The following is a 24840-nucleotide window of genomic DNA, read 5'->3' as shown; positions in this document are numbered from 1 at the left end:
GAACTTAAGTTAATAAAATGATTACTACCGTATATTTTTGCAATTGGTCGTATATTTATTTGCTATTTATTTAGGCTACGATAGGTTTATCACATCTGTAACGTCACTAAGCTCAATAACTATGAATTTATCTCTTTCAAAAAAAATGCGTCTTTCCTTATTAAGTGTCACCTTAATGTGTTCATTAAGCGCGTGTCAGCTAACTACAATTAACGCCAATCAGCAATTTACGCAAACGGCCGAAAATATCGTAAAACATCGCCAAAATGTAAGTCCGTACAGTAATCCTGAGGGTGTTGATGGCTATTTACTTCCTAACTTATCAGCTGACTTTTTAGCGCAGCAGTATCAAAAAAACACTCAGTTATTGGCTGATTTAGATTCAATAGATATGAGCAAGCTGAGTGACGAGAATCAAATTAACTACAGTATTATTCGAGCGCAAGTGCAAAATAGTGTTGATGAATATGTATTTAACGCACACTACATGCCTTTAACGTCAGAGTATGGCTTTCATTCAAGCCTATCGTTTATTGTTAATAGCTCGGATTATAAAACTGCACAAGATTATCAAAACTACCTAAAGCGATTACAGCAAGTGCCGCGCTTTTTGAGCAAAATATAGGCTGGATGCGTAAAGGCTTAGAAGTAGGTTTAACTCAACCCAAACCGGTATTAATTGGCTATCAAGATTCTATTACTGCCTACATTGTTGACGATGTAACAAAATCAGAATTTTATAAGCCATTTTTAAACAATACCGCTGGCTTAAGTGATAGTGCATTTGCAGCGTTACAACAACAAGCTAAAGCAATTATTAGCAGCCAAGTTATTAAAGCCTATAAAGGTTACTTAACTTTTTTTAATACCGAATATTTACCAGGCGCGCGCAGTGATATTGGCATTTCGTCAACTCCTAATGGAGAAGCTTTTTATGAAAATCGTGCTAAGTATTACACCACGACACAAATGACCCCAAAAGAAATCCATGAGCTGGGTTTAGCTGAAGTGGCGCGTATTCGCAGTGAGATGGAAGCGGTCATCCAAGAGGTGGGTTTTAAGGGCACGTTTGCAGAATTTATCCACTTTTTACGTACTGATCCGCAGTTTTACGCCACAACGCCTGAACAATTATTAAAAGAGGCCGCGTACATTGCCAAAAAAATGGATGCACAGTTACCTAAACTATTTCATACCTTACCCCGTAAACCCTATGGCGTAGCGCCGGTGCCTGCCAATATTGCACCTAAGTACACTACTGGGCGCTATTCAGGTTCGAGCCGTGATGATCAAGCCGGTTTTTATTGGGTGAACACGTACGCTTTAGATAAACGACCACTTTATGCTTTAGAAGCGTTAACGCTGCACGAAGCCGTACCGGGCCATCATTTACAAATATCACTCAATGCAGAGCTTGAAAGCTTACCTAGCTATCGCCGAGATGCCTATTTATCAGCATTTGGTGAAGGCTGGGGGTTATATTCAGAGTACTTAGGGGTTGAGGCTGGTTTTTATCAAGACCCATACAGCAACTTTGGTCGTTTAACCTACGAAATGTGGCGTGCTGCACGTTTAGTAGTTGATACGGGGATGCATATGTATGGCTGGAGTCGAGAGCGTGCAATGAACTTTATGGCTGATAATACGGCACTTTCATTACATAATGTAAAAACGGAAACCGACCGTTATATTTCGTGGCCAGCACAAGCGCTGTCTTACAAAATTGGTGAGTTAACAATTAAACGTCTGCGCGCAGAGGCTGAGCAAGCATTAGGTCAGCAATTTGATATTCGTGAGTTTCATCATCAAATATTGCGCCATGGCTCAGTGCCTTTATCGGTGCTTGAGCAGCAAATACGTTTGTATATACAAACAGAGTTAGCAAAAACAGATAGCTAAAAGCGCATTATTTTGAAACTATAAAAGTGTGGTGTTATTTGATGGCATCACGCTTTTTTAGCATTTAAGGATAAGTAATGAGTCAGTTTATAATGTTCAGTATCGATGTGTTTGCCAGCCTATTTATTGTTGCATTGGGATTGCTGGTTGTATTAATTGCTATTTTTTATATTCGAGATGTTACGCAAACAAAGCATGCTATTAGGCGTAATTATCCCGTAATCGGACGTTTTCGTTATTTCTTTGAGCGCCAAGGTGAGTTTTTTAGACAGTATTTTTTTGCCCTCGATCGTGAAGAAATGCCCTTTAATCGCGCCGAGCGCAGTTGGGTCTACCGCGCGGCTAAAGATGTTGATCACACGGCCGCTTTTGGTTCAACTCAAAGCTTAGAAACCACAGGCACCGTCATGTTTATGAACTGTGCATTTCCCACCTTAGATGAAGAAGCCTTAGCGCCGAGCAGCGTAACTCTTGGCCCTTACTGTAAATTTCCTTACACCACAAATTCGCTATTTAATATATCGGGCATGAGCTTTGGTGCGCTATCAAGCCCTGCTGTACGTGCACTATCGAAGGGAGCAAAATTAGCAGGATGTTGGATGAACACGGGGGAAGGCGGGCTTAGTCCGTATCACTTAGAAGGTGGCGCCGATATTGTATTTCAAATTGGCACCGCAAAATACGGTGTACGCGACGAGCAAGGGAATTTAAGCACAGAAAAGCTAAAAGCCGTTGCTGCGCATCCAGCAGTTAAAATGTTTGAACTGAAAATGAGCCAAGGTGCCAAGCCAGGCAAAGGCGGCATGTTACCTGGGCGAAAAGTGAATGCTGAAATTGCCAAAATAAGAGGTATACCCGAAGGGCAGGATTCTATTAGCCCAAACGGGCACCCAGAAATAAAAAATCCAAACGATATTCTAGACATGCTTAACACCATCAGAACTGCAACGGGTAAACCGACAGGCTTTAAAGCGGTTATTGGTGAATATACTTGGTTAGAAAGTTTATTCGCCGAGATTAATCATCGCGGCATTGAGTCCGCACCCGACTTTATTACTATTGATAGTGCGGATGGCGGTACCGGCGCAGCACCACAATCTTTATTAGATTCTGTAGGGTTACCGCTTAAAGAAAGCCTTCCTTTAGTTATACAGCTATTAAAGAAACATGGTCTTAGAGAGCGAGTTAAAATTATTGTTTCGGGTAAGTTAATTGTGCCTTCCAAAGTCGCATGGGCATTAGCACTAGGAGCCGACTTTGTAGTTTCTGGCCGAGGGCATATGTTTGCACTAGGCTGCATTCAGGCTATGCAATGTAATAAAGATACTTGCCCAACAGGAATTACTACGCATAATGAACGTTTACAACGTGGTTTGAATGTTGAAGATAAAGCGCAGCGAGTTGCAAATTATAATAAATACATCCATTACGGTGCGGGGCTTATTGCACATTCTTGTGGCGTTACCAGTGCTCGCGAATTAAAACGCAAACATGTACGTATAGTACAAGAAAGTGGCCTTTCTGAGCCGCTAGATAAAATGTACGAGCATTACCATTAAATACTTGCTTGTTAGTTATCGGTGATGAGGTGTATTGCTCGCTCGAATGCCGGTGATTTTTAATCGCTCTAATTCGCAGCTAAACAAAAACTCTAGTGCTTCTAGGTGGCGACGCACTTCAGCAATATTTTTGCCAGCTGCATATAAGCCATGACCGCGAATTAATACACCAAATTTAATCGGTGAGTGCAAATGGTGATCGCTAACTAATAAGCTTAAACGGTCAATATCTTGGCCGTTATCAAAAATAGGAATGCTTAAGGTTTCTAAATGAGACCACTGTTGTGGTAATCGATGGATATGCAATACAAGCAGCCTAATGGCGATAAAGTTATTCGTTTATGTTTTGCTTAAAACGATCAAATCCTAATAGAGGCGGCGCAGATTTTATGTCAACTTTAACTTTAGCACTATTACAAAACTCATTGCATTGGCTCGATAAAAAAGCCAATTTAGCTATGTTTGAACAACAACTTGCCAACATCACCAATAAACCAGATTTAATTGTATTGCCCGAAACCTTTGCCACTGGATTTGCGGTTAACCTTGATTGTGGTGAGGCTGAAAATGGCTCAGTACTGAGTTGGCTTAAAACACAAGCTAAACAACATAATGCAGTGATTGCAGGCTCAGTATTGGTAACCCAAGGAGACAAAAAGGCCAACCGGTTTTATTGGGTACAACCAAATGGAGAAGTGAGCTATTACGATAAGCGCCACTTATTTTGTTTGGGTAACGAGGGTGAATTTGTAGTGCCAGGACAAACCCGTAAAGTGTTTGAGCTCAATGGGTTTAAAATTTTACCGCAAGTTTGCTACGATTTACGTTTTCCGGTGTTTCAGCGCAATAACAATGACTACGACGTGATGATTAATATTGCCAACTGGCCTGCGGCAAGGCGTAATGTGTGGGACACTTTATTAATGGCGCGAGCAATGGAAAACCTATGCTACGTGGTTGGCGTAAATCGGGTTGGCGAAGATGGTAATGGTATTGAGCACAGTGGTGGAACCGCAGTGTATGACTTTAAAGGTGAGCCACTGGTTAAAGCAAATGATGACCAGCCAGCATTACTAACAATCACATTAAATAAAGCGCCGCTCAATGAATTTAGAGCTAAATTTCCGGCACATTTAGATGCCGATGCTTTTGCATTGGTATAAATTAGCGCCCAGCCGATAAAGTGCTAAAATAGCCGCTGATATTTTTATTGGCGGCTTTATGAATACAACCCCTATTACACCGGTAGTTTTAGCAGGCGGCATTGGCACACGGCTTTGGCCGCTATCACGCCAAGCAATGCCAAAGCAGTTTTTATCTTTGCTTGATGATAAAAATCAGCAGTCATTATTACAAAGTACCTTATTACGTGTTACAACTGAGGACTTTAATCCCGCTATTTTGGTCTGTAATGAGCAGCATCGATTTATTGCTGCGGAGCAGGCTGCATTTGCAAAACCCCATGCCATAGTACTTGAGCCAGAAGGCAAAAATACCGCACCAGCTATTGCCCTTGCCGCGCACTACGCTTTAAAAAATAATATTACGGGCCCTTTGCTGGTGATGCCTGCCGATCATCATATTGCAGACTTTACCGGATTAACTGCTCAGTTATCCGATGCGATTAAACTTGCTGAGCAAGGTAAATTAGTTACATTTTCAATTACGCCGACAGAGCCACACACAGGTTATGGTTATATAAAACAGGGCGCAGCCATTAAAGATACCTGTTGCTTTGAAGTTGACCAGTTCAAGGAAAAGCCTGATTTAGCAACTGCATTAACTTATTTAGCTGAGGGCGGTTATAGTTGGAATAGTGGTATGTTTTTATTTACTCCCGCGGCATATCTAAAAGAACTGGAACGCTTTGCCCCTAAAATTGCTAAAAGTGTTGCTAGTGCCACTGACTTTAAACAAGACTTAGCGTTTACCAGAGCAAATGCCCATGCACTTGAATCTTGCCCAAATGACTCAATTGACTACGCTATTTTAGAGCGCAGCAATAATGTAGTGGTAATGCCTGTGGCGTTAAAGTGGAGCGATGTCGGCAGTTTTTCTGCACTGGCTGCGCTTGCAGAAAAAGATTCGCAGGGTAACAGTCAAAATCAGCAACATATTGCACAGAATAGTATTAATAACCTAGTTATTAGTGAAGATGGGCACACAATTGCTACTTTAGGTGTGAGCGATTTAGCGATTGTACATACTCATGATGCCACCTTGATTGCAAAACAAGATTCGCTTGAAGGCTTGCCTTTAATACTTAAGCAATTGGCAATTACGCAAAATGACAAACTGGCGCATCATCAGGTGGTTTACCGCCCTTGGGGACATTATCGTACGTTAATAGAAAGTATCGGCTTTAAAGTTAAAAAAATTACCGTAAAAAGTGGTGAAAAACTCTCAACCCAGCGTCATCAGCATCGTGCCGAGCATTGGGTGGTTGTCTCAGGTACTGCAGATATATGTATTGACCAGCAAAGCTTAACACTGACCCATGACCAATCTTGTTATATTGGTGCAAAACAACTGCACAGCTTAGCGAATAATCAGCCCGAGCCGTTAATTGTTATTGAAGTGCAAACGGGTGCCATATTGGATGAAAGTGACATAGAGCGATTTGATGATGTATACGGTAGAAAATAACAGTATAAATAGTAAATATGGTTGATCATTTGTTACGGTCGTAAAACTTGGTAGCCCGTAACCGTATTACTCTAGCCCTTGGCGCACATACCTTAAATAGGCTTCTAAACTGTGTTGCCACAGTGTGCTGGCTTCATTTAATGAGTTATTTAATGGCTTTTTATCAAGTAAGCGTCGTTCTATTTTTTTCAGTGCCAGTCCATAGCTATTAAAACCAAGTTGCATTGCGGTGCTGGCTTGGCGATGTAATAACTTAATGCATTGCTCGGGGTCTTGCTCTAATAAAGCTTGGCAACGGCTCAGTTTGTTACGCGCAGATAGGATAAACTCATTATAAATAGAAGATACTTCATCAATACTAAAAGAGCTTGTTAGGGTTTCTGTGGCAGTTTCATCGTATAACGTATCAACCAGCTCGACGGCAATGCTAGCGGTTTGTGTTGACTGTGAATCACTCAATGCTTGGCGTAGTTTTTCTTGCTTTAATGGCTTGCCAACAATGTCTTTAATACCCAGTGCTAAGTATTCTTTTATTTCATCAGGGCTCAAACTGGCGGTAAAGGCCAGCACTGGAGTTCGCTGATTTTTATGCTCCACTCGTTTGAGTGTTTTTAGCACTTGCTGCCCTGTTAAGTCGGGTAAGTTCATATCAAGTAACACCACATCAAAGTGGTATTTTTTCATCAACTCAATCGCACTTTTGCCATCTTTAGCGAGCTTAATTTTATGCTCGTCGTCAGCCATAAATTCAACGGCTATTTTTTGGTTTAAATCTAAATCTTCAACAAGTAACACATCAAGCCCGGTCAGATAGTCTTTACTTTGATGGCGCTGCTCTACAAGGCTAAGCTCACCTATGGCTAACGTCATGTTAAAGCTAAATACGCTACCGACTTCCAGTTCACTAGTGATTTCTAGCTGACTATTTATTTTATCGAGTAAACGACTAGTTATAGCCAAACCAAGCCCCGTTCCGCCTTTTTCCTTACCAGCGCTGCTTTGAATGTAGGGCTCAGTTAAATAATTAATTTCGTCTTTTTCAATACCCGGGCCTGAATCGAGTACGCTTACTTTAAGGGTATGATCGAGCTGAGTTTCATTAATTAAATCAATTTGCACTTTTACTGTGCCGGTGTCGGTAAATTTAATCGCATTACCCACAAGATTAATAATGATTTGTCTGAGCTTTTGTTGGTCGCAGTAATAACAGGCTTTATCGGGGATGTTACAGGCAAGCTCAAATTTAAGCTGTTTTTGTTCGGCCAAAGGGCTTAACAGCAGGCATAAGTTTTGTAGCCAAGTTTTGAACTCTATGTCTTCTTCGTACAAGGCTTCGTCATGCTGATCTAAGCTTGCGTATTCCAGCACTTTATCTACCAGTAAGTTGAGTGACTCTGCTGAGTTGATAATGGCTTCGCAATAGGCTTTATTGCGGCTATCGCTAGTTTGGTTCAGCACCAGTTGTGCGCTACCTAAAATGCCGTTTAATGGGGTGCGTATTTCATGGCTAATAGTGGATAAAAAGAGTCCGCGAATTTCCAGGTCTTTGTGTGCTTTTTCGGTGAGCTTATTAAGCCTTAATTCCCTGCGTTCATTACACAATAGCGCCATACCGGCTGCATAAAACATAGGGGCAATGACGTTATTTAAAAATAATGGGTAGGTGAACCATGGAGCCTGAGTAACATCTTGTTGATCGATGTCACTCATAAATAAAGTGCGAGTAACCGAACTAAAAGCGACCAACGTTAGAATTATAATATAAACAATACTGCCATTTGGATAGGGTCTACGCGCATATTTTATAAATATAAATAGTAAAAAAATAGCCTCAAGGATGTGTTGAAAATCACAAATATATACCCGTGAGCGCATAGATGGTTGTATAAAAGTAAAGTAAATAAGCAATAGAGCACTGAACGTTGTAAATATACAGACTAATTTAAAACCATAGCCGCGGTAATTTAAAAACTGACTTAGTGATAAGCAGTGTACTATTGACGCTAAAAAAAGAATGTTATTTGCAAAGGTGAGTGCGATCTCGTCAGGGATTTTGGGTACCAGTGCAAAGCTTACAATGGCAGCTAATAGGAATAGAGGATAGAAAATGTAAAGTAATGTGCCGGGTACGTGCTTATTGGTACGCCAAGTTAAAAAGTTCAGTAACGTCATCACTGTCATAACAGCGATACTGGCAAAATAAAGCGTAAATGAGTCGAGCATTAAGACCCCAACAGCGATTTTTAAAGAAGATATAAAAACAGGCACCTGAAGTGCCTGTATTGAATTTATTTAAATAAGCCTTAACGAATTTCGTCAGGGATATTTTGTTGTGCCCAAGAGAGTAGTTCAATACGGTTACGACATTTGGTTTTTCTAAATGCGCTGTATAAATGGGTTTTAACCGTGTGCGGGCTAATGCTTAACTCTTCAGCAATTTCTTTATTTTTTGACCCGTTACTCATTAACGAGATAATCGCTTTTTCACGTTTAGTGAGTTTGATTGGCTCAATATCGCCATCAGTTAGCTTATGTAGTGCGTCTTTGTTAAATTGCAGCATGCGGTTGAGCGCATTACACATAATATCACGACGATACCAAAGCTGATCTTCAAGTAGTAAACGAATCCCTTTCATTAATACGTCAGCATTATCGGTGGTGTAAAATACACCGCGAATACCACTGAGTAATGCACGATTAGCAAGCTCTGGGTTTTCATCTAAATTAAATAACACAATATCGCATTTGACGCGTAAATTAACGAGTTGCTCTTTTAGCTTAGTCCATGCGTCTTTACTTGATGTTTCAATGAACAATAAGCGAGTACCTACCGGAACATCTAAAATATTCGTACCTGTAGTTACGTCTAGGCCCTGCGTTTTTAACAAAGGCTCTAAAACGTTAATACCAATAGTGTTAATTGGTTCTTCATCTAACAACAAAAAGGCTGAACTGCTCATGTATTTTACTCTTTTATAAAGCTGGCTAATTAATCTTACCACGATCCCTGCACACCTTTTGTATTAGGGAGTAACAATTTCACTGGCGAAAAGGTGCGATTTCTGATTATTTAAACATAAAATGTTGCAAATAAGTAATTGTTTTTTTGGTATATAAGAAAAACGCCGTATTTTTAATGTATTTTTTAAGATACAGGATTTAATGGGCGATTATAGCGCAACTTTTTTAGTGTTTTGATACGGAGGCCAGCCCATTTCTTTTCCCGCTAGCATGTGTAAATGAATATGGTAAACAGTTTGCCCGCCGTGTTCGTTGCAGTTCATCACTACGCGGTAGCCGTCATCGCTAAAATTAAGTTGTTTGGCAAGTTTAGCTGCAACCACATATAGATGACCAACAAGGTGTGAGTTTTCCTCAGTGACATCGTTAATTGTGGCAATGGCTTGTTTAGGAATAATCAGCGCATGAAAAGGTGCTTGAGGGTTAATATCTTTAAACGCAAGTGCTAGGTCGTCTTCGTAAATAATGTCAGCAGGAATTTCACGATTAATAATTTTAGTAAAAATAGTCTCTTGACTCATAATGATGACTCTAATTTGTTCGATTAATATATATGTCACTAATGACAAATTTTGTCAGCAGTGTCAAACTGAAATCAACTAAAGGAGTAATTATGCGTAAATCAATATTATTAGGCAGTGTAGCGGCGCTCTTGGTGAGTGCATCGAGTTTGGCAGAAAACATTCACTTTCCCGAGGAGTTTGTTCCTTTACAAGTGGGTGAACGAGTCATTGAAAGTTCGATTTTTAGTCGTGTTGATGATGTTGAATTAGCACCGGGTACTTATCAGTTAAAGCTTAAATACACAGATTTATATGATTTAGGTTATGACGATCACGAAGTGATTGAGTCAGAGCCTTTTTGGGTTAATGTAACTGTTGAAGCAGGTAAAGATTACACCTTAGTATTTAATCGTGCTGAAAATGCGGTGGCAGCGAAAGTATTTGCTGAGGCACCGCAAGTAAGCTTAAAAGCAAAAGGCAGTACCTTAGCTGAGCCATTAAATGTGATAGCTGAACGACAACTACAAAGTTCACAGTTTAATCAGCAGGCCTCAGAAACCCCTGCCGGCCCACAAAAACCAAGCCGCCCAATTAAACCGATTGCGCCAATTAATGGTAAGGGCATGCCAAGCGCTGCCAATATGCTCGACTTTTGGTGGCAACAAGCAACGCTCGCTGAAAGGCAGGCTTTTTTAGATAAAGTAACAAAATAATTAAGCATTAAAAAAGGGCCAAGTTGGCCCTTTTTAATTTATTGATAACGCTATTTAAATAATGCGTCAATGGTACCTTGTGCCAGTGGGTGATAACCCGGACGTGCTTTTAAGTATACGCTTTGTGCCCAATCTTTTTTACCATTGGTAATAAGCGCTTTATAAAGCGGCACGATAAGCTTACGACGACCAATACCCGATAAATGCTTATCAAGCGCAGGGTAAATTGGTTGGTAACCATTACCTACTGCTAGCATGTACCATGCAAACGCACGTTCTGCGTTGGTTGATTGGGTTAAGTTAAACTCGCCGTCTAATTCAGTCATTTTTTCAATGCTTAAATCGCGCGGTAAGTTGTTTAAAAAGTGTAGCCACTCATGCACAGTCCAATTTGCAGTGGGTAATTGTGCGGCAGTTGTATCCCCTTTTAACCAGCTCGCTGTTGCAGTATCGACTTTATCGAACGCGTCAGAGGTTGGGTTAGGTGCATCACTTGGTAAACCTGGCTGAAAAATCCACTCGTTTACTTTATCCATGGTCACTACGCCTGGATACTTTTCAATTAAGTTAGCTTTGATGTAAGTAACAAATTGCGCTGTGGTTAGCGATTTAAATGCAAACTCATTAAAGTAGGTTTTAACAAAGTCATCAAACTTATCACGGCCATATTTTTCTTCTAGGTAGATTAAAAATAGCTGACCTTTTGTGTAAGGCACTGAGCTAAACGCATCATCTGGATCGCGGCCATTAAGTTTTAAATTAAGGCGTGTGTCTGGAGCATCAATGGTTTTAAGTTGCGCACGTAGGCCAGCTGCATCAAGTGCTTGTTCCATAACAGCACGGTCACGACCAAATACTTCTTCCATAATGCGGTTTTCAACGTAAGAGGTAAAACCTTCGTTTAACCATAAATCTTCCCATGTGGCGTTAGTCACTAAGTTACCAGACCAAGAATGTGCAAGCTCGTGCGCAATCAGATTAACTAAGCTTTTATCGCCAGCCACAACAGTTGGGGTAATAAATGATAAACGTGGGTTTTCCATACCACCAAATGGAAAGCTAGGTGGTAGCATAAGTAAATCATAACGACCCCATGCATAGTCGCCGTACATAGCATTGGTTTTGTCGATCATCGCTTGGGTGTCATCAAACTCAGCAACCGAAGCATCTAAAATAGTTGGCTCTGCAAAAATACCAGTTTGCTTAGACATGGCCTTAAATTCTAAGTTACCTGCACCAATTGCAATTAAGTAAGGTGAAATTGCTTGTGGCATAGTGAAGTGGTAATCACCATCTTTATAAAGAGCATCTTTATTATCAGCGCTCATTACCGCACGAATATCCTCAGGGGTATGAATGCGTGCGTTATAAGTTACGCGCATTGCTGGGGTATCTTGCACTGGGATCCAACTACGTGCATGAATCGCTTGCGACTGGCTATACATAAACGGGTGCGTTTTACTGGCAGTTTGCTCTGGCGTTAACCACTGTAAGCCCGACGCTTCTGGGCGGCTGTTGTAGTAAATACGCACTTTCTTTGCTTGATTTTTAAAGGTAATAGTTAGTTTTGAACCTTTAACATCATCACGGTTAGCAAGGTTAAAACTAGCTTTATGCCAATTACCATTTTGTGTTTGATACATGACTTTATCAATATCAAGGTCACGGGTATCAAGTACTAGCTTTTTGCTGCTGGCATTTTGCCATTGTAGCGTATGCTCAACAAAACCTTCTAATTGCTTGTCGGCAAAGTCGATGTCTAAATCAAGGTTTAAATGTGTGGTGATAACATCATCAAGGTTGGCGTAGGAATTTTGATCAATAGCGCTGGCCATTGCCTGCGAGCACATACCTGCCATAGCGAGGCTTAAAAAAAGAGGTGTGATTTTCATAATTACCTTGAGTACAAATAAAAAAGTGCAGGTTTTATATCATGATTGCTGCAGTGGGTTGAACAATTTTTACAAGCTGATGCGCAATTTGCGACGATGAGTTAAACTAGAGCGATTAATTATTGCTACCTTCAGAGGGCTTTGTGCCGCACTCATTACAACCCTTACATACATTTGCATTAAGTAGCCAATGCCAAAATTTTGTCGAGATTACCGACTCAGCGCAGCTTAAAAGTCAGTGCTTTAAAGTCCCTTTTTGTTTGTTGGGTGAGGGCAGCAATACTATTTTTTTAAATGACTATGCAGGCACGGTCATTAAAATGGCAACCCAAGGCATTACTATAACTGAGCGCTCGCATGACTTTTTAGTTAGTGTAGCTGCCGGTGAAAATTGGCATCAATTAGTGACTTACTTGCTGGAGCAAGGTATCGCGGGGTTTGAAAACTTAGCCCTCATACCCGGTACAGTCGGTGCTGCACCAGTACAAAATATTGGTGCCTATGGCGTAGAAATAGCTCAGTTTATTGAAGCTGTTGATTATTTTGATATTGATAGCGGTAGCTTTAAATCTTTAACTAATCAGCAATGTCATTTTGCTTATCGTGAATCGGTATTTAAACACGCGCTAAAAAATAAAGCAGTGATCACCCAAGTGCACTTTAAGTTGTCCAAAATATGGCAGCCAGTACTCAGTTATGGCCCGCTACAACAACTAAAAAACCCGACGCCACAGCAAGTGTGCGCACAAGTGATACAAACGCGTAACAGCAAACTCCCAAATCCCTATAAGCTGGCTAATGCGGGCAGTTTTTTTAAGAACCCTATTATCACCAATAGTGAATTAGCGCAGTTAATTACGACGTATCCTGAGGTACCTCATTACCCGCATGGTGCCGGTCACCATAAAGTGGCTGCAGGGTGGTTAATAGAGCAAGCGGGATTAAAGGGATATAAAATTGCAGGTATAGAAGTGCATCAACAACAAGCGCTGGTACTAGTTAATCATGGTAATAGTACAGGGGATGATTTAATTAATATGATTGCTCACATTCAGGATATTGTTTTAACACGTTACAACATAAGTTTAGAACACGAAGTGCGGTTAATTGATCAAGACAATGAATGCCATATCTCTTTGGAGCAATCAGTATGAAGGCACCTGATGGAAACAAGCTGGCTATTTTAAATGCACTGAATGAAGGTGGGTTTGTCTCTGGGCAAGCACTAGGCGATGAATTAGGAATAAGTCGCGCGGCGGTAAGTAAGCATATTCAAAGCTTACAGGCTATGGGCTTAGATGTATTTAAAGTTACAGGTAAAGGCTATTGCTTAAATAACCAAGTAGGTTTACTTAATCAGCAAAGCATACAGCAGCACTATGCTGAGTTAGGCGCTAATACCGCGAATATTGAAGTGCAACCACTGATTGATTCAACCAACAGCGAGTTAATGCGCCGCATTCAAGCTAAAGCAGCACTAAAATCGGGTACCGTGATTGTAGCCGAAATGCAGCAAGCAGGGCGGGGGCGTCGAGGCCGAGTATGGCAATCACCCTTTGGTGCTAACTTATACTACAGTTATTTTTGGCGCTTAGACGATGGTTTACAAGCCGCTATGGGCGTATCGATTGCTGTTGGTTTAGCTGTGTATGATGCGATAAAAGCACTTTATGATATTGAAGTAGAGCTTAAATGGCCAAACGACATTTATATAAACAAACAAAAACTCGCAGGTGTCTTGGTCGAATTAGACGGGCAGCCACAAGGACCCTGTCAGTTAGTGATAGGGGTTGGTATTAATTTAAATATGCCAGAAAGTGCCAGTCAGCACATTGACCAAGCGTGGACCGATTTAAGTCAGCACACCCAGCAGCTAGATAAAAATCAACTAGTAGCTTCATTAACTTATTGTTTAGAGCAACGCTTAGCGCAATATCGTGAGAATGGCTTACAAACTATGTACCAACAATGGAATGCATTAAATGCATTTGCTGGTCAGCAGGTAGAGCTTAATACCGGACATCGAAGTTGGTGTGGCATTTGTGAAGGTATAGATGCGCACGGTGGTGTACGTATTCGCCAAGACGGTGAAGTGAAAAGTTATTATGGCGGTGAGATTTCATTAAGAAAGGCGCAAGCATGAGATTACTCATTGATGTAGGTAATACCTCACTCAAAGCTGTATTGTGGCAAGATGGGCAAATACAGCCATGCGATACTAATAATATTCCATGGCTGCAAATTACGGTTGTTGTATACGCTTGTGTGGGCCGTAGTGAACTACTCAAGCAGCTATTAGAAAAAGCCCAAGCACAAAATATCGATTGCTTTGAGGCTACGGTTAGTCATGAACTCGGTACGTTACATTGCGCGTATCAACAAGTGGGTAATTTGGGTATAGATAGATGGTTGGCGCTCATTAGTGGTTACACGCTTTACCCTAATACGGCCGCAATTGTTGTTGATGCAGGCACGGCAACGACTATAGACATCCTTAATAATGATGGGCAGCACTTAGGTGGTTGGATATTACCAGGGCTTGATTTAATGACTGCCTCACTCACTCAAAATACTCAGCGCGTATTTGATGATGCAAACACGCCATTTTCTAATGAACTTGGCAAAAATACCCCTAACGGATTAAAAAACGGCGCTTTAGTGGCAACTATTGGCGCAATTGAACAAGCAAAGCTGCATTTAAATACAAAAAATAGCCTTTTAATTTTTGCTGGTGGTTATGGTCAGCTATTACAAGGTCATTTTTCAGACAGTATTTTCGACCCAATGCTAGTGATGAAAGGCTTAAATTACTGGTATGAGTTAGCTAAAAAGAGTTAAAAACAACAAAAAAACTGCTTTTTGCGCGAATAGTGAGCGTTTGAAGCATAAAATCACATTTTTTTTAATTTTTTGGTTGCATCCCAATAAACCTTACTCTAGAATCTCGCCCCGTACTAAAGCAGTGCCGACTTAGCTCAGCTGGTAGAGCAACTGACTTGTAATCAGTAGGTCAACCGTTCGACTCGGTTAGTCGGCACCACTTTCCTTTTACCGGAAGTGCTTAGTATAAAGAATTATCGTGGAGGGGTTCCCGAGCGGCCAAAGGGATCAGACTGTAAATCTGACGGCTCAGCCTTCGCTGGTTCGAATCCAGCTCCCTCCACCACTTTATTCTAGACGGTTAGAGGTAGTTTAAGAACAGGTTCCTTAAAGCGGGCATCGTATAATGGCTATTACCTCAGCCTTCCAAGCTGATGATGCGGGTTCGATTCCCGCTGCCCGCTCCAATTTGATGATGCTGATATAGCTCAGTTGGTAGAGCGCACCCTTGGTAAGGGTGAGGTCGGCAGTTCAAATCTGCCTATCAGCACCAGTCAATTGAATCTCCTTAAACACTTCCTTTATCTGTCAGAAAAAACTATTTGAAATTTGAAAAAATTAACTTAATCTACCTATGGTGGATTATTTTCATATGTAATCTAGATACACAAAACTGATAGGTTCCGTCATGGCAAAAGAAAAGTTTGAACGCGTAAAACCGCACGTAAACGTTGGTACAATCGGCCACGTTGACCACGGTAAAACTACACTAACTGCAGCAATCACTAACGTACTTGCAAAAGTATACGGCGGTGTTGCTAAAGACTTCGCATCAATCGATAACGCTCCAGAAGAGCGCGAGCGTGGTATCACAATCTCAACTTCACACGTTGAGTACGATACACCTACTCGTCACTACGCACACGTAGATTGTCCTGGTCACGCCGATTATGTTAAAAACATGATCACTGGTGCTGCTCAAATGGACGGCGCTATCTTAGTAGTTGCTGCGACTGACGGTCCTATGCCACAAACTCGTGAGCACATCCTACTTTCTCGCCAAGTTGGCGTTCCTTACATCGTTGTATTCATGAACAAATGTGACATGGTTGATGATGAAGAGCTACTTGAGCTAGTAGAAATGGAAGTTCGTGAACTTCTTTCTGAATACGACTTCCCAGGTGATGACTTACCACTAATTCAAGGTTCTGCACTTAAAGCACTTGAAGGCGAAGAGCAATGGGAAGCTAAAATCGTAGAGCTTGCAGAAGCACTAGATTCTTACATTCCAGAGCCAGAGCGTGACATCGATAAGCCATTCATCATGCCTATCGAAGACGTTTTCTCAATCCAAGGTCGTGGTACTGTTGTAACTGGTCGTGTTGAAGCTGGTATCATCAACGTGAATGACGAAGTTGAAATCGTTGGTATCAAAGAGACTACTAAGTCTACTTGTACTGGTGTTGAAATGTTCCGTAAGCTTCTTGACGAAGGTCGTGCTGGTGAGAACATTGGTGCACTTCTACGTGGTACTAAGCGTGAAGACGTTGAACGTGGTCAAGTACTAGCTAAGCCTGGTTCAATCAACCCACACACAACATTCACTTCAGAAGTATACGTACTTTCTAAAGATGAAGGTGGTCGTCATACTCCATTCTTCAAAGGTTACCGTCCACAGTTCTACTTCCGTACAACTGACGTAACAGGTGACGTACAGTTACCAGAAGGCGTAGAAATGGTAATGCCTGGTGATAACGTTAAGATGACAGTAACTCTAATCGCGCCAATCGCGATGGACGAAGGTCTTCGTTTCGCTATCCGTGAAGGTGGCCGTACTGTTGGTGCTGGTGTTGTTGCAACTATCGTTGAGTAATCAACAGTTGTAATGCATTAAGCATTAAAAAAACCCGAGCTTAGTCTCGGGTTTTTTAATACCTGCAATTTAGAGAATAAAGCATGAAGGTGGCGCTCTTACCTTAGGCGTAGGTGCTTTGTGGCAATTATCGTTGAGCAATCAACTGTTGTAATGCATTAAGCATTAGTAAAACCCGAGCTAAGTCTCGGGTTTTTTAATGTCTGCGGTAAAGTGTAAGTATTAATGTTATTGCTGTAACAAGGTAGGAGCATGAACTTAATCAGTTAGTAACCAGCATTCTTACGTAACTCATCAAGCATATCTTGGTTACCCATCATTTCGTCAAGCGTTGCTCTGACTGCATTGTCAGAGCTATTGTCATAAACTGAAAGTAGATGCTGCGCCATTTGCTTTGTGTAGCCATCTTGCTTATTTTGAGCTTGGTAGTATTGCGCCATCAACCCTTGTGCAGCTAAGCGACGGATATAATCATTCGTGTCTCGCTCTAACAAGTTTGTAAATTGCTCTGCAAGGCGGTAATCAAGTACCGGTGTTTGAGTTGTTAACTCAACAGCTTGAATTTTAAATTTTTCGTTACTACTGTTGTTCGCTAAATTTAAAATGTTACCTACTACTTCATAGTCATACTCAGGCATAGTAGATTTATTTAGAATATACATATTCATTTGCAGTTGGCTAAGTGCAGCTAACCTATCTAAATCTGCCATGCTTGGATCTAAAGTTTGCTCTCTTAATTGAGAGTTTATTTGTTTAGCATAATCAGGTTCTGATTTGATCCTTAAATCATAGTCTTCTGGTAAATCTGCATAAAAACCATAAAGAGGATTTTGCTCGCGCAGTTCCTCAGCTTCTTGCTGCTGCTTTTCCTCAAGTACGTTAAGAACAAGTTCCTTAAATTCGTCGGTATCTTGTTCTTGATAAGAGCCATTAGCGTGTAGTTTTAAGTTAGCTAATTGGCGTTGTAGCGAACTTACTTTCTTGCTTAGTTCGTCAATTAAGGCTTCATTTGATTGCTGGTATTCTGTAGGAGTACTAATAGAAACTGTGGAGCTTAGCTGTTGCTGCTTGGGTTTATTAAGCGAACTGGGCTGATTTTTAAAAAATGTTCCGTAGCATGAAATTACCAAGGCAAGTGTTGCTATAGTAATCGCAATAGTTCCTTTGTTTATAGTCATAAAATAATCTGCCTCTAAAATGGGTAATTTATCTGTTTTCGAAATATAAGTCTGTTAAAAAGTGTGTTAAATGAAGATGAAATATACGGATTAATTGAGAAGGCGGGGCGTGAGTGGCGAAATACGGTGTTTTAAGTGGCTAAAAGCGCTAGACCTAAGCCTAGCGCATAAAGCTTAATGCGATTTTGCGTATTGCTCAGCTTGCTTCCACACTCTTAGTGTATTGCCGCTTAAAATCTTTTTAATATCGGTATCGCTGTAACCTCTGTCCATCAAACCTTGAACTAGGTTAGGGTAGCTAGATACATCCTTTAAGCCGATAGGCAGTGAGTCACCTACACCGTCGTAATCAGAGCCAATACCAACATGATCGATACCAATTAGCTTCACAACGTGATCAATATGATCAAGCACTTGCTCAAGGCTAGCAAATGGGAATGGATTTTTAGCGCGGTACATAGCATCAAAATCTTTAGCTACTTTTTTGCCTTCTTCAGTAATTGTTTGCTTTTTACTTTTGAATTGATCGTACCAACTTCCGGCTTTTGAAGTAACAAAACTTGAGCCAAAGTTAATTTGAATCACACCACCGTTCTTTTTAAGGGCTAACAGCATGTCGTCATTCATATTACGCTCAAAACCAGGCGTATATTTACGTAGTGAAGAGTGTGATGCAATAACGGGTGTGTTAGACAATTCCATTACTTGATAAAATGCATCGTCCGAAATATGCGATACATCAATCAGCATGCCGATGTTATTCATCTCTTTTACTAGCTCTTTACCGAATGGACTTAAGCCTTTCCACTTGCGACGAATATCGTATGATGAGTCAGAAATATGATTGCTTTGCGAGTGAGCTAGGGTGATGTAACGTACGCCACGATCAAAGAAGTGTTGTAGGTTTTTCATTTCGCCCTCGATAGGCGATCCGTTTTCCATGCCCATGGCGATTGATATTTTATTGTCCTTGAACTGTTGCTCAATGTCTTGTGTTGAGTCAGCAATGGCAAACTTATCTGGAGCACGAAACGCAATCGCTTCCATACCATCAATCAATTGATTCGCTAATTGGAAGCTTTTTCCTTTGCCTTCAAACTCTAAATGAGCAGGAATATAAATCGACATAAATGGCGCGTTTAAACCGCCTTTTACTGCACGAGGGTAATCAAAATCGCCGCCCTCAGTGGCTTTAGTTACATCCGCCCATTTATCATGAATGCGGTAAGGTACATCAATGTGAGTGTCGATTAAAATGGTATCGTGAGCAAGCTTAATTGCTTTATCTGAAGGGGTTATTTCAGCGCTGACTGCGCCGGTTAATGCAATCGACATTGCAGCAACTAGTGAGCTTAGTTTTATCATTTATAATGGCTCTTTGAGTTAAAAAAACCATTGTCTATTTTTACGTCGTGTCTGACAAGTTTACTCGTCGAATTGCGCTTCACTTTGCAGTGCTTTGAATTCACTTTTAGAGATTATGGTGACCGATTCGTGCAGTTCAGAGAAAAACACCATAGCTTCGCCGCTTTTTAATTGCTGATTTACTTGCGCCACTTTACTTTCAATACTGAATTCTTGTTCGCCATAATCTGTGCCTTCACGCAGTACATAGCTTTCAATTAGGTTGTACAGTGTGTCTTTATCAAGTTGTTCAAAAGGAATAATCATAGTCACTCTTTATCGGTGTTATTAAATACACATTGCTTAAAATAATCAGGCACCACTTGCTCTAACCAATACACAGGCTTAAACGGGTTGTTACCGCTAATAAAACCAACGTGGCCGCCTTTTTCAGAGATACGAAGCGTAACATGCTCACTTACATCCTGACTACTTGGAACCGCTTTAATCGACAACATAGGGTCGTCTTTGGCATGGATAATTAGTGTAGGTGTCGCAATATCTTTTAAGTACGGCATCGCACTGGCTTTTTTGTAGTAATCGTGTGCATTCTCAAAGCCATGCAACGGTGCTGTAAGCTGGTTATCGAACTCTAATAAATCGTCAATTTCCATTAATTGATCAGTGGTGATCGGTATCTGTTGTTTAATTTGCGGTAATTTACGTTGCATCGACTTTTTCATTCGATCGAGCAAATATTTTTGATAAATTTTACCTAAGCTTTTACGAATAACATCACTAGATGATGACAAATCATAGGGCGCAGATATCACGGCGGCTGCACTAAGAGGGCAGTGGATGTTTTCTTCGCCTAAATATTTAGCGAGCACATTACCACCCAATGAAAACCCCACCGCTACGATAGGGCGATTTGGAAATTGTTGTTTTAAATGATTTATAAAAAAAGCTAAATCGGCGGTATCGCCACTATGGTAGGCTCTGGGTAAGCGGTTTACTTCGGTTGAGCAGTTTCTAAAGTGCATCAATACGACAGCAAAGCCTTGCTTTTTTAATACCTTCATCATGCCTTTGGCATAAAAACTGTTTATGTTGCCTTCAAGCCCATGAAGTACCACTGCGAGCGGTGCTTTTTCGTTATGCGGGAGTGACCAAGCAAGCTCAATAAAATCACCGTCGGGCGTATCAAGTTGCGCAAGTTCGTAGCGAGTATGATGAAAAGGGCGGAAAAAACGCGGTATTATGGTTTGAACGTGTCGGTTGGTCATCCACCATGCGGGTTTGAACTTAGGGATCATGTCTGTACTACGCACTTTGCAATTAACGAAGCGCTAGTGTAGCAAATTTTTTATATTTAAAAATAAAAAGCGCCTAATCAGTAAACTAATAAGGCGCTTTGTGCGTCGTGCTTAATGCTGTTCTTTAATGTCTGCATCGTGTACTTTTTTCATGAAAAAATACACAAAGAAGAGGCATAAACTAATAACGACGCCTAAAAATCCAAATGATAAAAATAGTACTGGGTCGCTAAAAAAATCTCTAAAGAATACGTCCATAATTGCCTCCTGATGTCTATGGGGTAATCATAGGCTGGCTCAGCAGTGCTTGATATGATCCAGATCAAGCTATTTTACAGATTATAAAATGGGCAATGCAGATGTTGATTTTGATCAATAAAGTTAAGTCAATTTTGCACTTTTTAGTAAATTATCTGCGATTTTTTAATCACTTTTATAATAAAGATTGTCAGCAAAGTTCAGCTTTGAATAACCGTTGTTTTGTTTTAGGTTAAATAAAATAAACCTGGTGTTAAATATATTTGACATGAATAAAAAGTGAACTTATAGTTTAAAAGTCAAAAATATTTTACTTGGAGTTAGCTTTATATGACTCGTTCAGAGCACTTTAAAGAACTTTTACAAAGCATAAGTTTTAGAGAACTGACGCTGAGTATCGATTTACTAGTAAGCGTGTACATATCTTACTTTTATGTAAACAGTCTAATGAATGCGAGTACGCAGCAGCTTAGTTCTGTTTCTTGGTTATCTGGCTTATTGCTACAGGTGTTAATTTATTCTGTGATACTTATAGTATTGAGCTATTTATTACTTGCATTTGTCAGTGATAATGAATTAAATCAGCCACCGGATGTGCGAGAAAAGCAAATAAATTTAGTGGGTTATAAATACAAAGCCATAATCTTACAGGCGGGAATTTGTGTTGCTATTTTTCAATATCAAATTGAAGCTAATAACTGGGGCCCAGCTATCGAATATAATATTCCATATTTACCAATGCATATCATGGTAGGCGCTTTTTTGATTGCCGAAATAGTCAATTACATAGCGCAGCTTTTTAAAGGCAGAACGGGTGATATTTATGAGTGAGTATGCAATAACTAACTCTATTCGAACATTACGTTTTTTACGCGATGAAATGACGCAAAAGCAGCTAGCAGATGCTATTGGCGTAACGCGGCAAACGGTAATGGCTATTGAGGCAAATAAATATTCACCCACTTTAGAGGTGGCTTTTAAAATTTCTTTAGTTTTTAACTTACCTTTAGAAGAGGTGTTTCAATACAAAACTAAAGATTTATAGCTTGGTGTATAAAAGTAAACCAAAGTAACCATGTATATAAGAGCTAATATTCATAATATAAATGGTTTTATGATCTGATGAAATTAATAGTGAAAAATTATGCCAAATATTTATCGCTGTTATTGGGCGTTGCACAAGGTGTTAAACTCATACTATTAACTACATCAATTAATATTATTTGTTGCTGCTTTTCTAATTTCAATTCGGCGCCGAGAAGTGCCTTTCGAATTACGGCGTAATCTGTAATCTCGGTTTGATTGGCTTTTAAATAGGCACGTGTGGCTCGTAGAGGCTTCAATGCCCGCTTATCAAGCTCACTAATTGATTGCTCAAGCTTATTTAGCTGTGTTTGGCTAATTGTTAGATTGAGAGAATCTAGGTAATACAACAACAAGCACAGGTTTACGTTTTTACCTAGTTGGTTTTGGTTATTTAACAGGCGCGCTTGCATGCCATCTTCGCTATAAAGCTGACATGCAAATTGCCAAAAGTTGTCGCTATTAAGCAAGTTCATCGGCGAATGCCTGCTCTTTTTGTTCCATTTCCTCAAGGGCCATAAGTAGCTCTTCCTCAACATCGTTAAGCTTAGGCGTAAGTGTGGCTTGTTTAGTAATTAACTCTTTAAGCTTGCCTTTATTTTCGTCGTTATAGAGAGTGTTATCGCCTAGTGCCTCTTCAACGTCAGCTAGTTCTGCAGCAAATTTATCTAATTGCTTTTCAAGTTTTTCAATTTGCTTTTTCAGCGGCTGAATTGCCTTTCTAAACTCGGCCTCTAAGCGCTTTTGCTCTTTACGGTTAACTTGTGAATGGGCTTTTGGCTCTTCGTCGGTGTCGTTTTTAGCGGCTTCTTTATTAGCATTAAGCAGCCACTGATAATATGCATCTAGGTCGTAGCCAAATTGAGTGACCTCGCCATTATCAACCAAATAAAATTCATCGGCGGTATTTTTAAGCATATGACGGTCATGCGATACTGTGACCATAGCGCCTTCAAAGCCTTGTAAAGCCATTACTAATGCATGACGCATTTCTAAATCAAGGTGGTTGGTTGGCTCATCCAGTAACAGCAAGTTTGGTTTTTGATAAACTAACATAGCCAGTACTAAACGGGCTTTTTCACCGCCAGAAAAGGGTGCTACAGGGTCGAGTGCCTTATCGCCTACAAAGGCAAAGCCGCCTAAAAAGTCACGCAATGATTGTTCGCTGGCTTTTGGATTTAAGCGTTGCAGGTGGGTGACGGCACTGGCTTTTAAATCTAGAGACTCCAGTTGATGCTGCGCAAAGTAGCCAATGTTTAAGCCTTGGTGCTGAAACACTTCACCCGCTTGAGGCTGTAAGTCACCTGATAGTAACTTAATCAGTGTTGATTTACCTGCGCCATTTCTACCAAGTAGTGCAATACGGCTGCCTGGGACTAAGTTCAGCTTAATACTGTTTAAAATGGTTACATCGCCATAACCGGCTTTGGCTTTGTCGAGTGTCATTAACGGGTTAGGCAGAGCTGTTGGCTCGGCAAATTCAAAATCAAATGGCGAGTCAGCATGTGCTGGGGCAAGTTTTTCCATGCGCTCTAGCGCTTTAACGCGACTTTGTGCTTGTTTGGCTTTACTAGCTTTTGCTTTAAAGCGGGTAATGAACTGCTCAAGATGGGCAATTTGCTCTTGTTGTTTTTCAAACATGGCCTGCTGTTGTAATAAACGCTCAGCTTTTTGGCGCTCAAACTGCGAGTAGTTACCTTTGTACACATTAATAAGCTGTTTATCTATATGCCAAATTTGATCGACTACCGCATCTAAAAACTCACGGTCGTGAGAAATAAGTACTAGCGTGCCGGTGTAGGCACGTAAAAAACGCTCGAGCCAATACACGGCATCTAAATCTAGGTGGTTTGTTGGCTCATCCAGTAACAGTAAGTCGGCATCGCGAATAAGCGCTTGGGCTAAGTTTAAGCGCATGCGCCAACCACCCGAAAATGCACTTACCGGGTTTTCTATTTGATTATTAGCAAAGCCTAAACCATGTAACAGCTCACCGGCTTTGGCTTCAATGCTATAGCCTTTAATATTTTCAAGCTGAATATGCACTTTAGCTTGAGTGTCGCCATCGTTATTTTGCTCGGCTTCACGCAACGCAATTCTTAGTGCGTAGTATTCAGGGTGGCCTTGCAGTACGTAATCTATAGCGCTTATTTCAAGGGCGGGGGTTTCTTGCTTTACCGAGGCCAGTGACCAATCTTTAGGAATACTACAATTACCGCCATCCAACTGTAACTCAGACTTCAATAAACTAAATAACGTTGACTTACCACAGCCATTAGCACCAACAAGGCCTACTTTGTGCTCTGGGAATAGTGTAGCCGATGCATTTTTTAATAAAGCTTTGCCACCGCGAAGCAGTTCTATTTCTGAGATTTGGATCATAAATACTTTACTTTACTGTGCCTTGATTGAATTGCCGCCATTATAACACGGATCTTATTAGCTATATCAATCGTATCAAGTAGGCAAATATTGCGATAAAATGACGTCAGTCAAAATGGTAGGAAAAGCGAAGTGAAACATAAAAAACGATTTATTGCTGGAGCAACGTGTCCTGATTGTAAAACTATGGATATGTTAATGCTTTACAAAGAGCACGACGTAGAAAAAGTAGAATGTATGCAGTGTGGCCATAAAATGGCTCAACCAGAGCAAGCTGTGCAGGCATCAACACGCCAATTTGAACAGATCATTGGCGTGTTTAATCCAGGCGACTAGTGCCTTATTAGTGCTGC

General features: G+C 40.6%; 21 protein-coding genes, 4 tRNA genes and 2 pseudogenes. 16 read left to right on the top strand and 11 right to left on the bottom strand.

Translation table 11 applies throughout. From position 1 onward, the window contains the following. Window positions 1-121 precede the first annotated feature (121 nt). Window positions 122-1899 (top strand): annotated as a pseudogene (locus tag AC0L7Q_RS15240) (DUF885 domain-containing protein). A 77-nt stretch (window positions 1900-1976) separates the two neighbouring features. Further along, window positions 1977-3458, top strand: a complete 1482-nt coding sequence (locus tag AC0L7Q_RS15235; protein WP_413400964.1) for an FMN-binding glutamate synthase family protein — start codon at window positions 1977-1979, stop codon at window positions 3456-3458. Between the two features lie 15 nt (window positions 3459-3473). Here AC0L7Q_RS15235 and AC0L7Q_RS15230 read toward each other — a convergent pair. Further along, window positions 3474-3734, bottom strand: a pseudogene (locus AC0L7Q_RS15230) (class II aldolase/adducin family protein); the annotation flags it as partial. Window positions 3735-3847: 113 nt separating this feature from the next. Between AC0L7Q_RS15230 and AC0L7Q_RS15225 the strand changes: the two are divergent. Beyond that, a complete protein-coding gene (locus AC0L7Q_RS15225) occupies window positions 3848-4621 on the top strand; it encodes an amidohydrolase (protein ID WP_290167342.1) in 774 nt (257 codons plus the stop codon). A gap of 58 nt (window positions 4622-4679) precedes the next feature. Beyond that, the gene (locus tag AC0L7Q_RS15220) at window positions 4680-6104 is read left to right on the top strand and encodes a mannose-1-phosphate guanylyltransferase/mannose-6-phosphate isomerase (RefSeq protein WP_413400963.1); all 1425 of its coding nucleotides are present in this window, start codon (window positions 4680-4682) and stop codon (window positions 6102-6104) included. Between the two features lie 66 nt (window positions 6105-6170). Here the strand turns inward: AC0L7Q_RS15220 and AC0L7Q_RS15215 are convergent, their stop codons facing one another. The 3 genes from AC0L7Q_RS15215 to AC0L7Q_RS15205 form a co-directional block, all read right to left on the bottom strand. Beyond that, the gene (locus AC0L7Q_RS15215; RefSeq protein ID WP_413400962.1) at window positions 6171-8327 is read right to left on the bottom strand and encodes a response regulator; all 2157 of its coding nucleotides are present in this window, start codon (window positions 8325-8327) and stop codon (window positions 6171-6173) included. A gap of 80 nt (window positions 8328-8407) precedes the next feature. Further along, complete coding sequence (locus AC0L7Q_RS15210; protein WP_138609560.1) at window positions 8408-9064, bottom strand: helix-turn-helix transcriptional regulator; 657 nt, start codon at window positions 9062-9064, stop codon at window positions 8408-8410. Window positions 9065-9274: 210 nt separating this feature from the next. Next, a complete protein-coding gene (locus tag AC0L7Q_RS15205; RefSeq protein WP_010392287.1) occupies window positions 9275-9646 on the bottom strand; it encodes a histidine triad nucleotide-binding protein in 372 nt (123 codons plus the stop codon). 92 nt (window positions 9647-9738) lie between these two features. Between AC0L7Q_RS15205 and AC0L7Q_RS15200 the strand changes: the two genes are divergently transcribed. Further along, the gene (locus tag AC0L7Q_RS15200; RefSeq protein ID WP_010392289.1) at window positions 9739-10341 is read left to right on the top strand and encodes a DUF2057 domain-containing protein; all 603 of its coding nucleotides are present in this window, start codon (window positions 9739-9741) and stop codon (window positions 10339-10341) included. A gap of 50 nt (window positions 10342-10391) precedes the next feature. On the opposite strand, the gene AC0L7Q_RS15195 is transcribed toward AC0L7Q_RS15200, so the two are convergent. After that, entirely contained in the window at window positions 10392-12233 is a 1842-nt protein-coding gene (locus tag AC0L7Q_RS15195) for a M1 family metallopeptidase (protein ID WP_413400961.1), read from the bottom strand. 143 nt (window positions 12234-12376) lie between these two features. On the opposite strand from AC0L7Q_RS15195, the gene murB reads away from it, so the two are divergent. From murB to tuf, 8 genes are all read left to right on the top strand, one after another. Further along, entirely contained in the window at window positions 12377-13387 is a 1011-nt protein-coding gene (murB, locus tag AC0L7Q_RS15190) for a UDP-N-acetylmuramate dehydrogenase (protein ID WP_109875748.1), read from the top strand. Further along, a complete protein-coding gene (birA, locus tag AC0L7Q_RS15185) occupies window positions 13384-14376 on the top strand; it encodes a bifunctional biotin--[acetyl-CoA-carboxylase] ligase/biotin operon repressor BirA (RefSeq protein WP_413400960.1) in 993 nt (330 codons plus the stop codon). The genes murB and birA overlap by 4 nt, the downstream gene beginning before the upstream one ends. Then, entirely contained in the window at window positions 14373-15071 is a 699-nt protein-coding gene (locus tag AC0L7Q_RS15180; RefSeq protein ID WP_409424169.1) for a type III pantothenate kinase, read from the top strand. The genes birA and AC0L7Q_RS15180 overlap by 4 nt, the downstream gene beginning before the upstream one ends. A gap of 126 nt (window positions 15072-15197) precedes the next feature. Then, window positions 15198-15273 (top strand) — tRNA-Thr (locus AC0L7Q_RS15175). A 41-nt stretch (window positions 15274-15314) separates the two neighbouring features. After that, window positions 15315-15399: transfer RNA gene (locus AC0L7Q_RS15170), tRNA-Tyr, on the top strand. 46 nt (window positions 15400-15445) lie between these two features. Further along, window positions 15446-15520 (top strand) — tRNA-Gly (locus AC0L7Q_RS15165). A 10-nt stretch (window positions 15521-15530) separates the two neighbouring features. Beyond that, window positions 15531-15606, top strand: a tRNA-Thr gene (locus AC0L7Q_RS15160). A 135-nt stretch (window positions 15607-15741) separates the two neighbouring features. Next, window positions 15742-16926, top strand: a complete 1185-nt coding sequence (gene tuf, locus AC0L7Q_RS15155; protein ID WP_109875886.1) for an elongation factor Tu — start codon at window positions 15742-15744, stop codon at window positions 16924-16926. 266 nt (window positions 16927-17192) lie between these two features. On the opposite strand, the gene AC0L7Q_RS15150 is transcribed toward tuf, so the two are convergent. From AC0L7Q_RS15150 to AC0L7Q_RS15135, 4 genes are all read right to left on the bottom strand, one after another. Beyond that, window positions 17193-18104 carry a hypothetical protein gene (locus AC0L7Q_RS15150; protein ID WP_409424168.1) on the bottom strand — a complete coding sequence of 304 codons (912 nt, stop codon included), beginning with the start codon at window positions 18102-18104 and terminating at the stop codon, window positions 17193-17195. A 174-nt stretch (window positions 18105-18278) separates the two neighbouring features. Then, on the bottom strand, window positions 18279-19469 hold the full coding sequence (locus AC0L7Q_RS15145; protein ID WP_178956756.1) for a dipeptidase: 1191 nt from the start codon (window positions 19467-19469) through the stop codon (window positions 18279-18281). 60 nt (window positions 19470-19529) lie between these two features. Beyond that, entirely contained in the window at window positions 19530-19775 is a 246-nt protein-coding gene (locus AC0L7Q_RS15140) for a YheU family protein (RefSeq protein WP_008114225.1), read from the bottom strand. A gap of 2 nt (window positions 19776-19777) precedes the next feature. After that, window positions 19778-20764 (bottom strand): hydrolase, encoded by a 987-nt coding sequence (locus tag AC0L7Q_RS15135; protein ID WP_413400959.1) that lies wholly within the window; start codon window positions 20762-20764, stop codon window positions 19778-19780. A 588-nt stretch (window positions 20765-21352) separates the two neighbouring features. Between AC0L7Q_RS15135 and AC0L7Q_RS15130 the strand changes: the two genes are divergently transcribed. Next, the gene (locus AC0L7Q_RS15130) at window positions 21353-21853 is read left to right on the top strand and encodes a hypothetical protein (RefSeq protein ID WP_409424165.1); all 501 of its coding nucleotides are present in this window, start codon (window positions 21353-21355) and stop codon (window positions 21851-21853) included. Beyond that, complete coding sequence (locus tag AC0L7Q_RS15125) at window positions 21846-22067, top strand: helix-turn-helix transcriptional regulator (protein WP_409424164.1); 222 nt, start codon at window positions 21846-21848, stop codon at window positions 22065-22067. The genes AC0L7Q_RS15130 and AC0L7Q_RS15125 overlap by 8 nt, the downstream gene beginning before the upstream one ends. Before the next feature lie 97 nt (window positions 22068-22164). Here AC0L7Q_RS15125 and AC0L7Q_RS15120 read toward each other — a convergent pair whose 3' ends face one another. Both AC0L7Q_RS15120 and AC0L7Q_RS15115 read right to left on the bottom strand, forming a co-directional pair. Beyond that, entirely contained in the window at window positions 22165-22581 is a 417-nt protein-coding gene (locus AC0L7Q_RS15120) for a TIGR02444 family protein (RefSeq protein ID WP_409424163.1), read from the bottom strand. Beyond that, window positions 22568-24487, bottom strand: coding sequence for an ATP-binding cassette domain-containing protein (locus AC0L7Q_RS15115; RefSeq protein ID WP_413400958.1), 1920 nt, complete (start codon window positions 24485-24487; stop codon window positions 22568-22570). The genes AC0L7Q_RS15120 and AC0L7Q_RS15115 overlap by 14 nt, the downstream gene beginning before the upstream one ends. A 132-nt stretch (window positions 24488-24619) precedes the next feature. On the opposite strand from AC0L7Q_RS15115, the gene AC0L7Q_RS15110 reads away from it, so the two are divergent. Beyond that, window positions 24620-24823: a YheV family putative zinc ribbon protein gene (locus AC0L7Q_RS15110; protein WP_409424161.1), complete on the top strand. Its 204-nt coding sequence runs from the start codon at window positions 24620-24622 to the stop codon at window positions 24821-24823. Window positions 24824-24840: the final 17 nt, after the last annotated feature.

The sequence above is a fragment of the Pseudoalteromonas sp. KJ63-1 genome (assembly GCF_055808145.1).
This window is presented reverse-complemented; position numbering and strand designations above follow the sequence as displayed.

What these genes read in the sequence shown, in the direction of transcription:
- AC0L7Q_RS15235 (WP_413400964.1), top strand. Translation starts at nt 1,977, where the DNA reads ATGAGTCAGTTTATAATGTTCAGTATCGATGTGTTTGCCAGCCTATTT.
- AC0L7Q_RS15225 (WP_290167342.1), top strand. Translation starts at nt 3,848, where the DNA reads ATGTCAACTTTAACTTTAGCACTATTACAAAACTCATTGCATTGGCTC.
- AC0L7Q_RS15220 (WP_413400963.1), top strand. Translation starts at nt 4,680, where the DNA reads ATGAATACAACCCCTATTACACCGGTAGTTTTAGCAGGCGGCATTGGC.
- AC0L7Q_RS15215 (WP_413400962.1), bottom strand. Translation starts at nt 8,327, where the DNA reads ATGCTCGACTCATTTACGCTTTATTTTGCCAGTATCGCTGTTATGACA.
- AC0L7Q_RS15210 (WP_138609560.1), bottom strand. Translation starts at nt 9,064, where the DNA reads ATGAGCAGTTCAGCCTTTTTGTTGTTAGATGAAGAACCAATTAACACT.
- AC0L7Q_RS15205 (WP_010392287.1), bottom strand. Translation starts at nt 9,646, where the DNA reads ATGAGTCAAGAGACTATTTTTACTAAAATTATTAATCGTGAAATTCCT.
- AC0L7Q_RS15200 (WP_010392289.1), top strand. Translation starts at nt 9,739, where the DNA reads ATGCGTAAATCAATATTATTAGGCAGTGTAGCGGCGCTCTTGGTGAGT.
- AC0L7Q_RS15195 (WP_413400961.1), bottom strand. Translation starts at nt 12,233, where the DNA reads ATGAAAATCACACCTCTTTTTTTAAGCCTCGCTATGGCAGGTATGTGC.
- birA (WP_413400960.1), top strand. Translation starts at nt 13,384, where the DNA reads ATGAAGGCACCTGATGGAAACAAGCTGGCTATTTTAAATGCACTGAAT.
- AC0L7Q_RS15180 (WP_409424169.1), top strand. Translation starts at nt 14,373, where the DNA reads ATGAGATTACTCATTGATGTAGGTAATACCTCACTCAAAGCTGTATTG.
- tuf (WP_109875886.1), top strand. Translation starts at nt 15,742, where the DNA reads ATGGCAAAAGAAAAGTTTGAACGCGTAAAACCGCACGTAAACGTTGGT.
- AC0L7Q_RS15150 (WP_409424168.1), bottom strand. Translation starts at nt 18,104, where the DNA reads ATGACTATAAACAAAGGAACTATTGCGATTACTATAGCAACACTTGCC.
- AC0L7Q_RS15145 (WP_178956756.1), bottom strand. Translation starts at nt 19,469, where the DNA reads ATGATAAAACTAAGCTCACTAGTTGCTGCAATGTCGATTGCATTAACC.
- AC0L7Q_RS15140 (WP_008114225.1), bottom strand. Translation starts at nt 19,775, where the DNA reads ATGATTATTCCTTTTGAACAACTTGATAAAGACACACTGTACAACCTA.
- AC0L7Q_RS15135 (WP_413400959.1), bottom strand. Translation starts at nt 20,764, where the DNA reads ATGATCCCTAAGTTCAAACCCGCATGGTGGATGACCAACCGACACGTT.
- AC0L7Q_RS15130 (WP_409424165.1), top strand. Translation starts at nt 21,353, where the DNA reads ATGACTCGTTCAGAGCACTTTAAAGAACTTTTACAAAGCATAAGTTTT.
- AC0L7Q_RS15125 (WP_409424164.1), top strand. Translation starts at nt 21,846, where the DNA reads ATGAGTGAGTATGCAATAACTAACTCTATTCGAACATTACGTTTTTTA.
- AC0L7Q_RS15120 (WP_409424163.1), bottom strand. Translation starts at nt 22,581, where the DNA reads ATGAACTTGCTTAATAGCGACAACTTTTGGCAATTTGCATGTCAGCTT.
- AC0L7Q_RS15115 (WP_413400958.1), bottom strand. Translation starts at nt 24,487, where the DNA reads ATGATCCAAATCTCAGAAATAGAACTGCTTCGCGGTGGCAAAGCTTTA.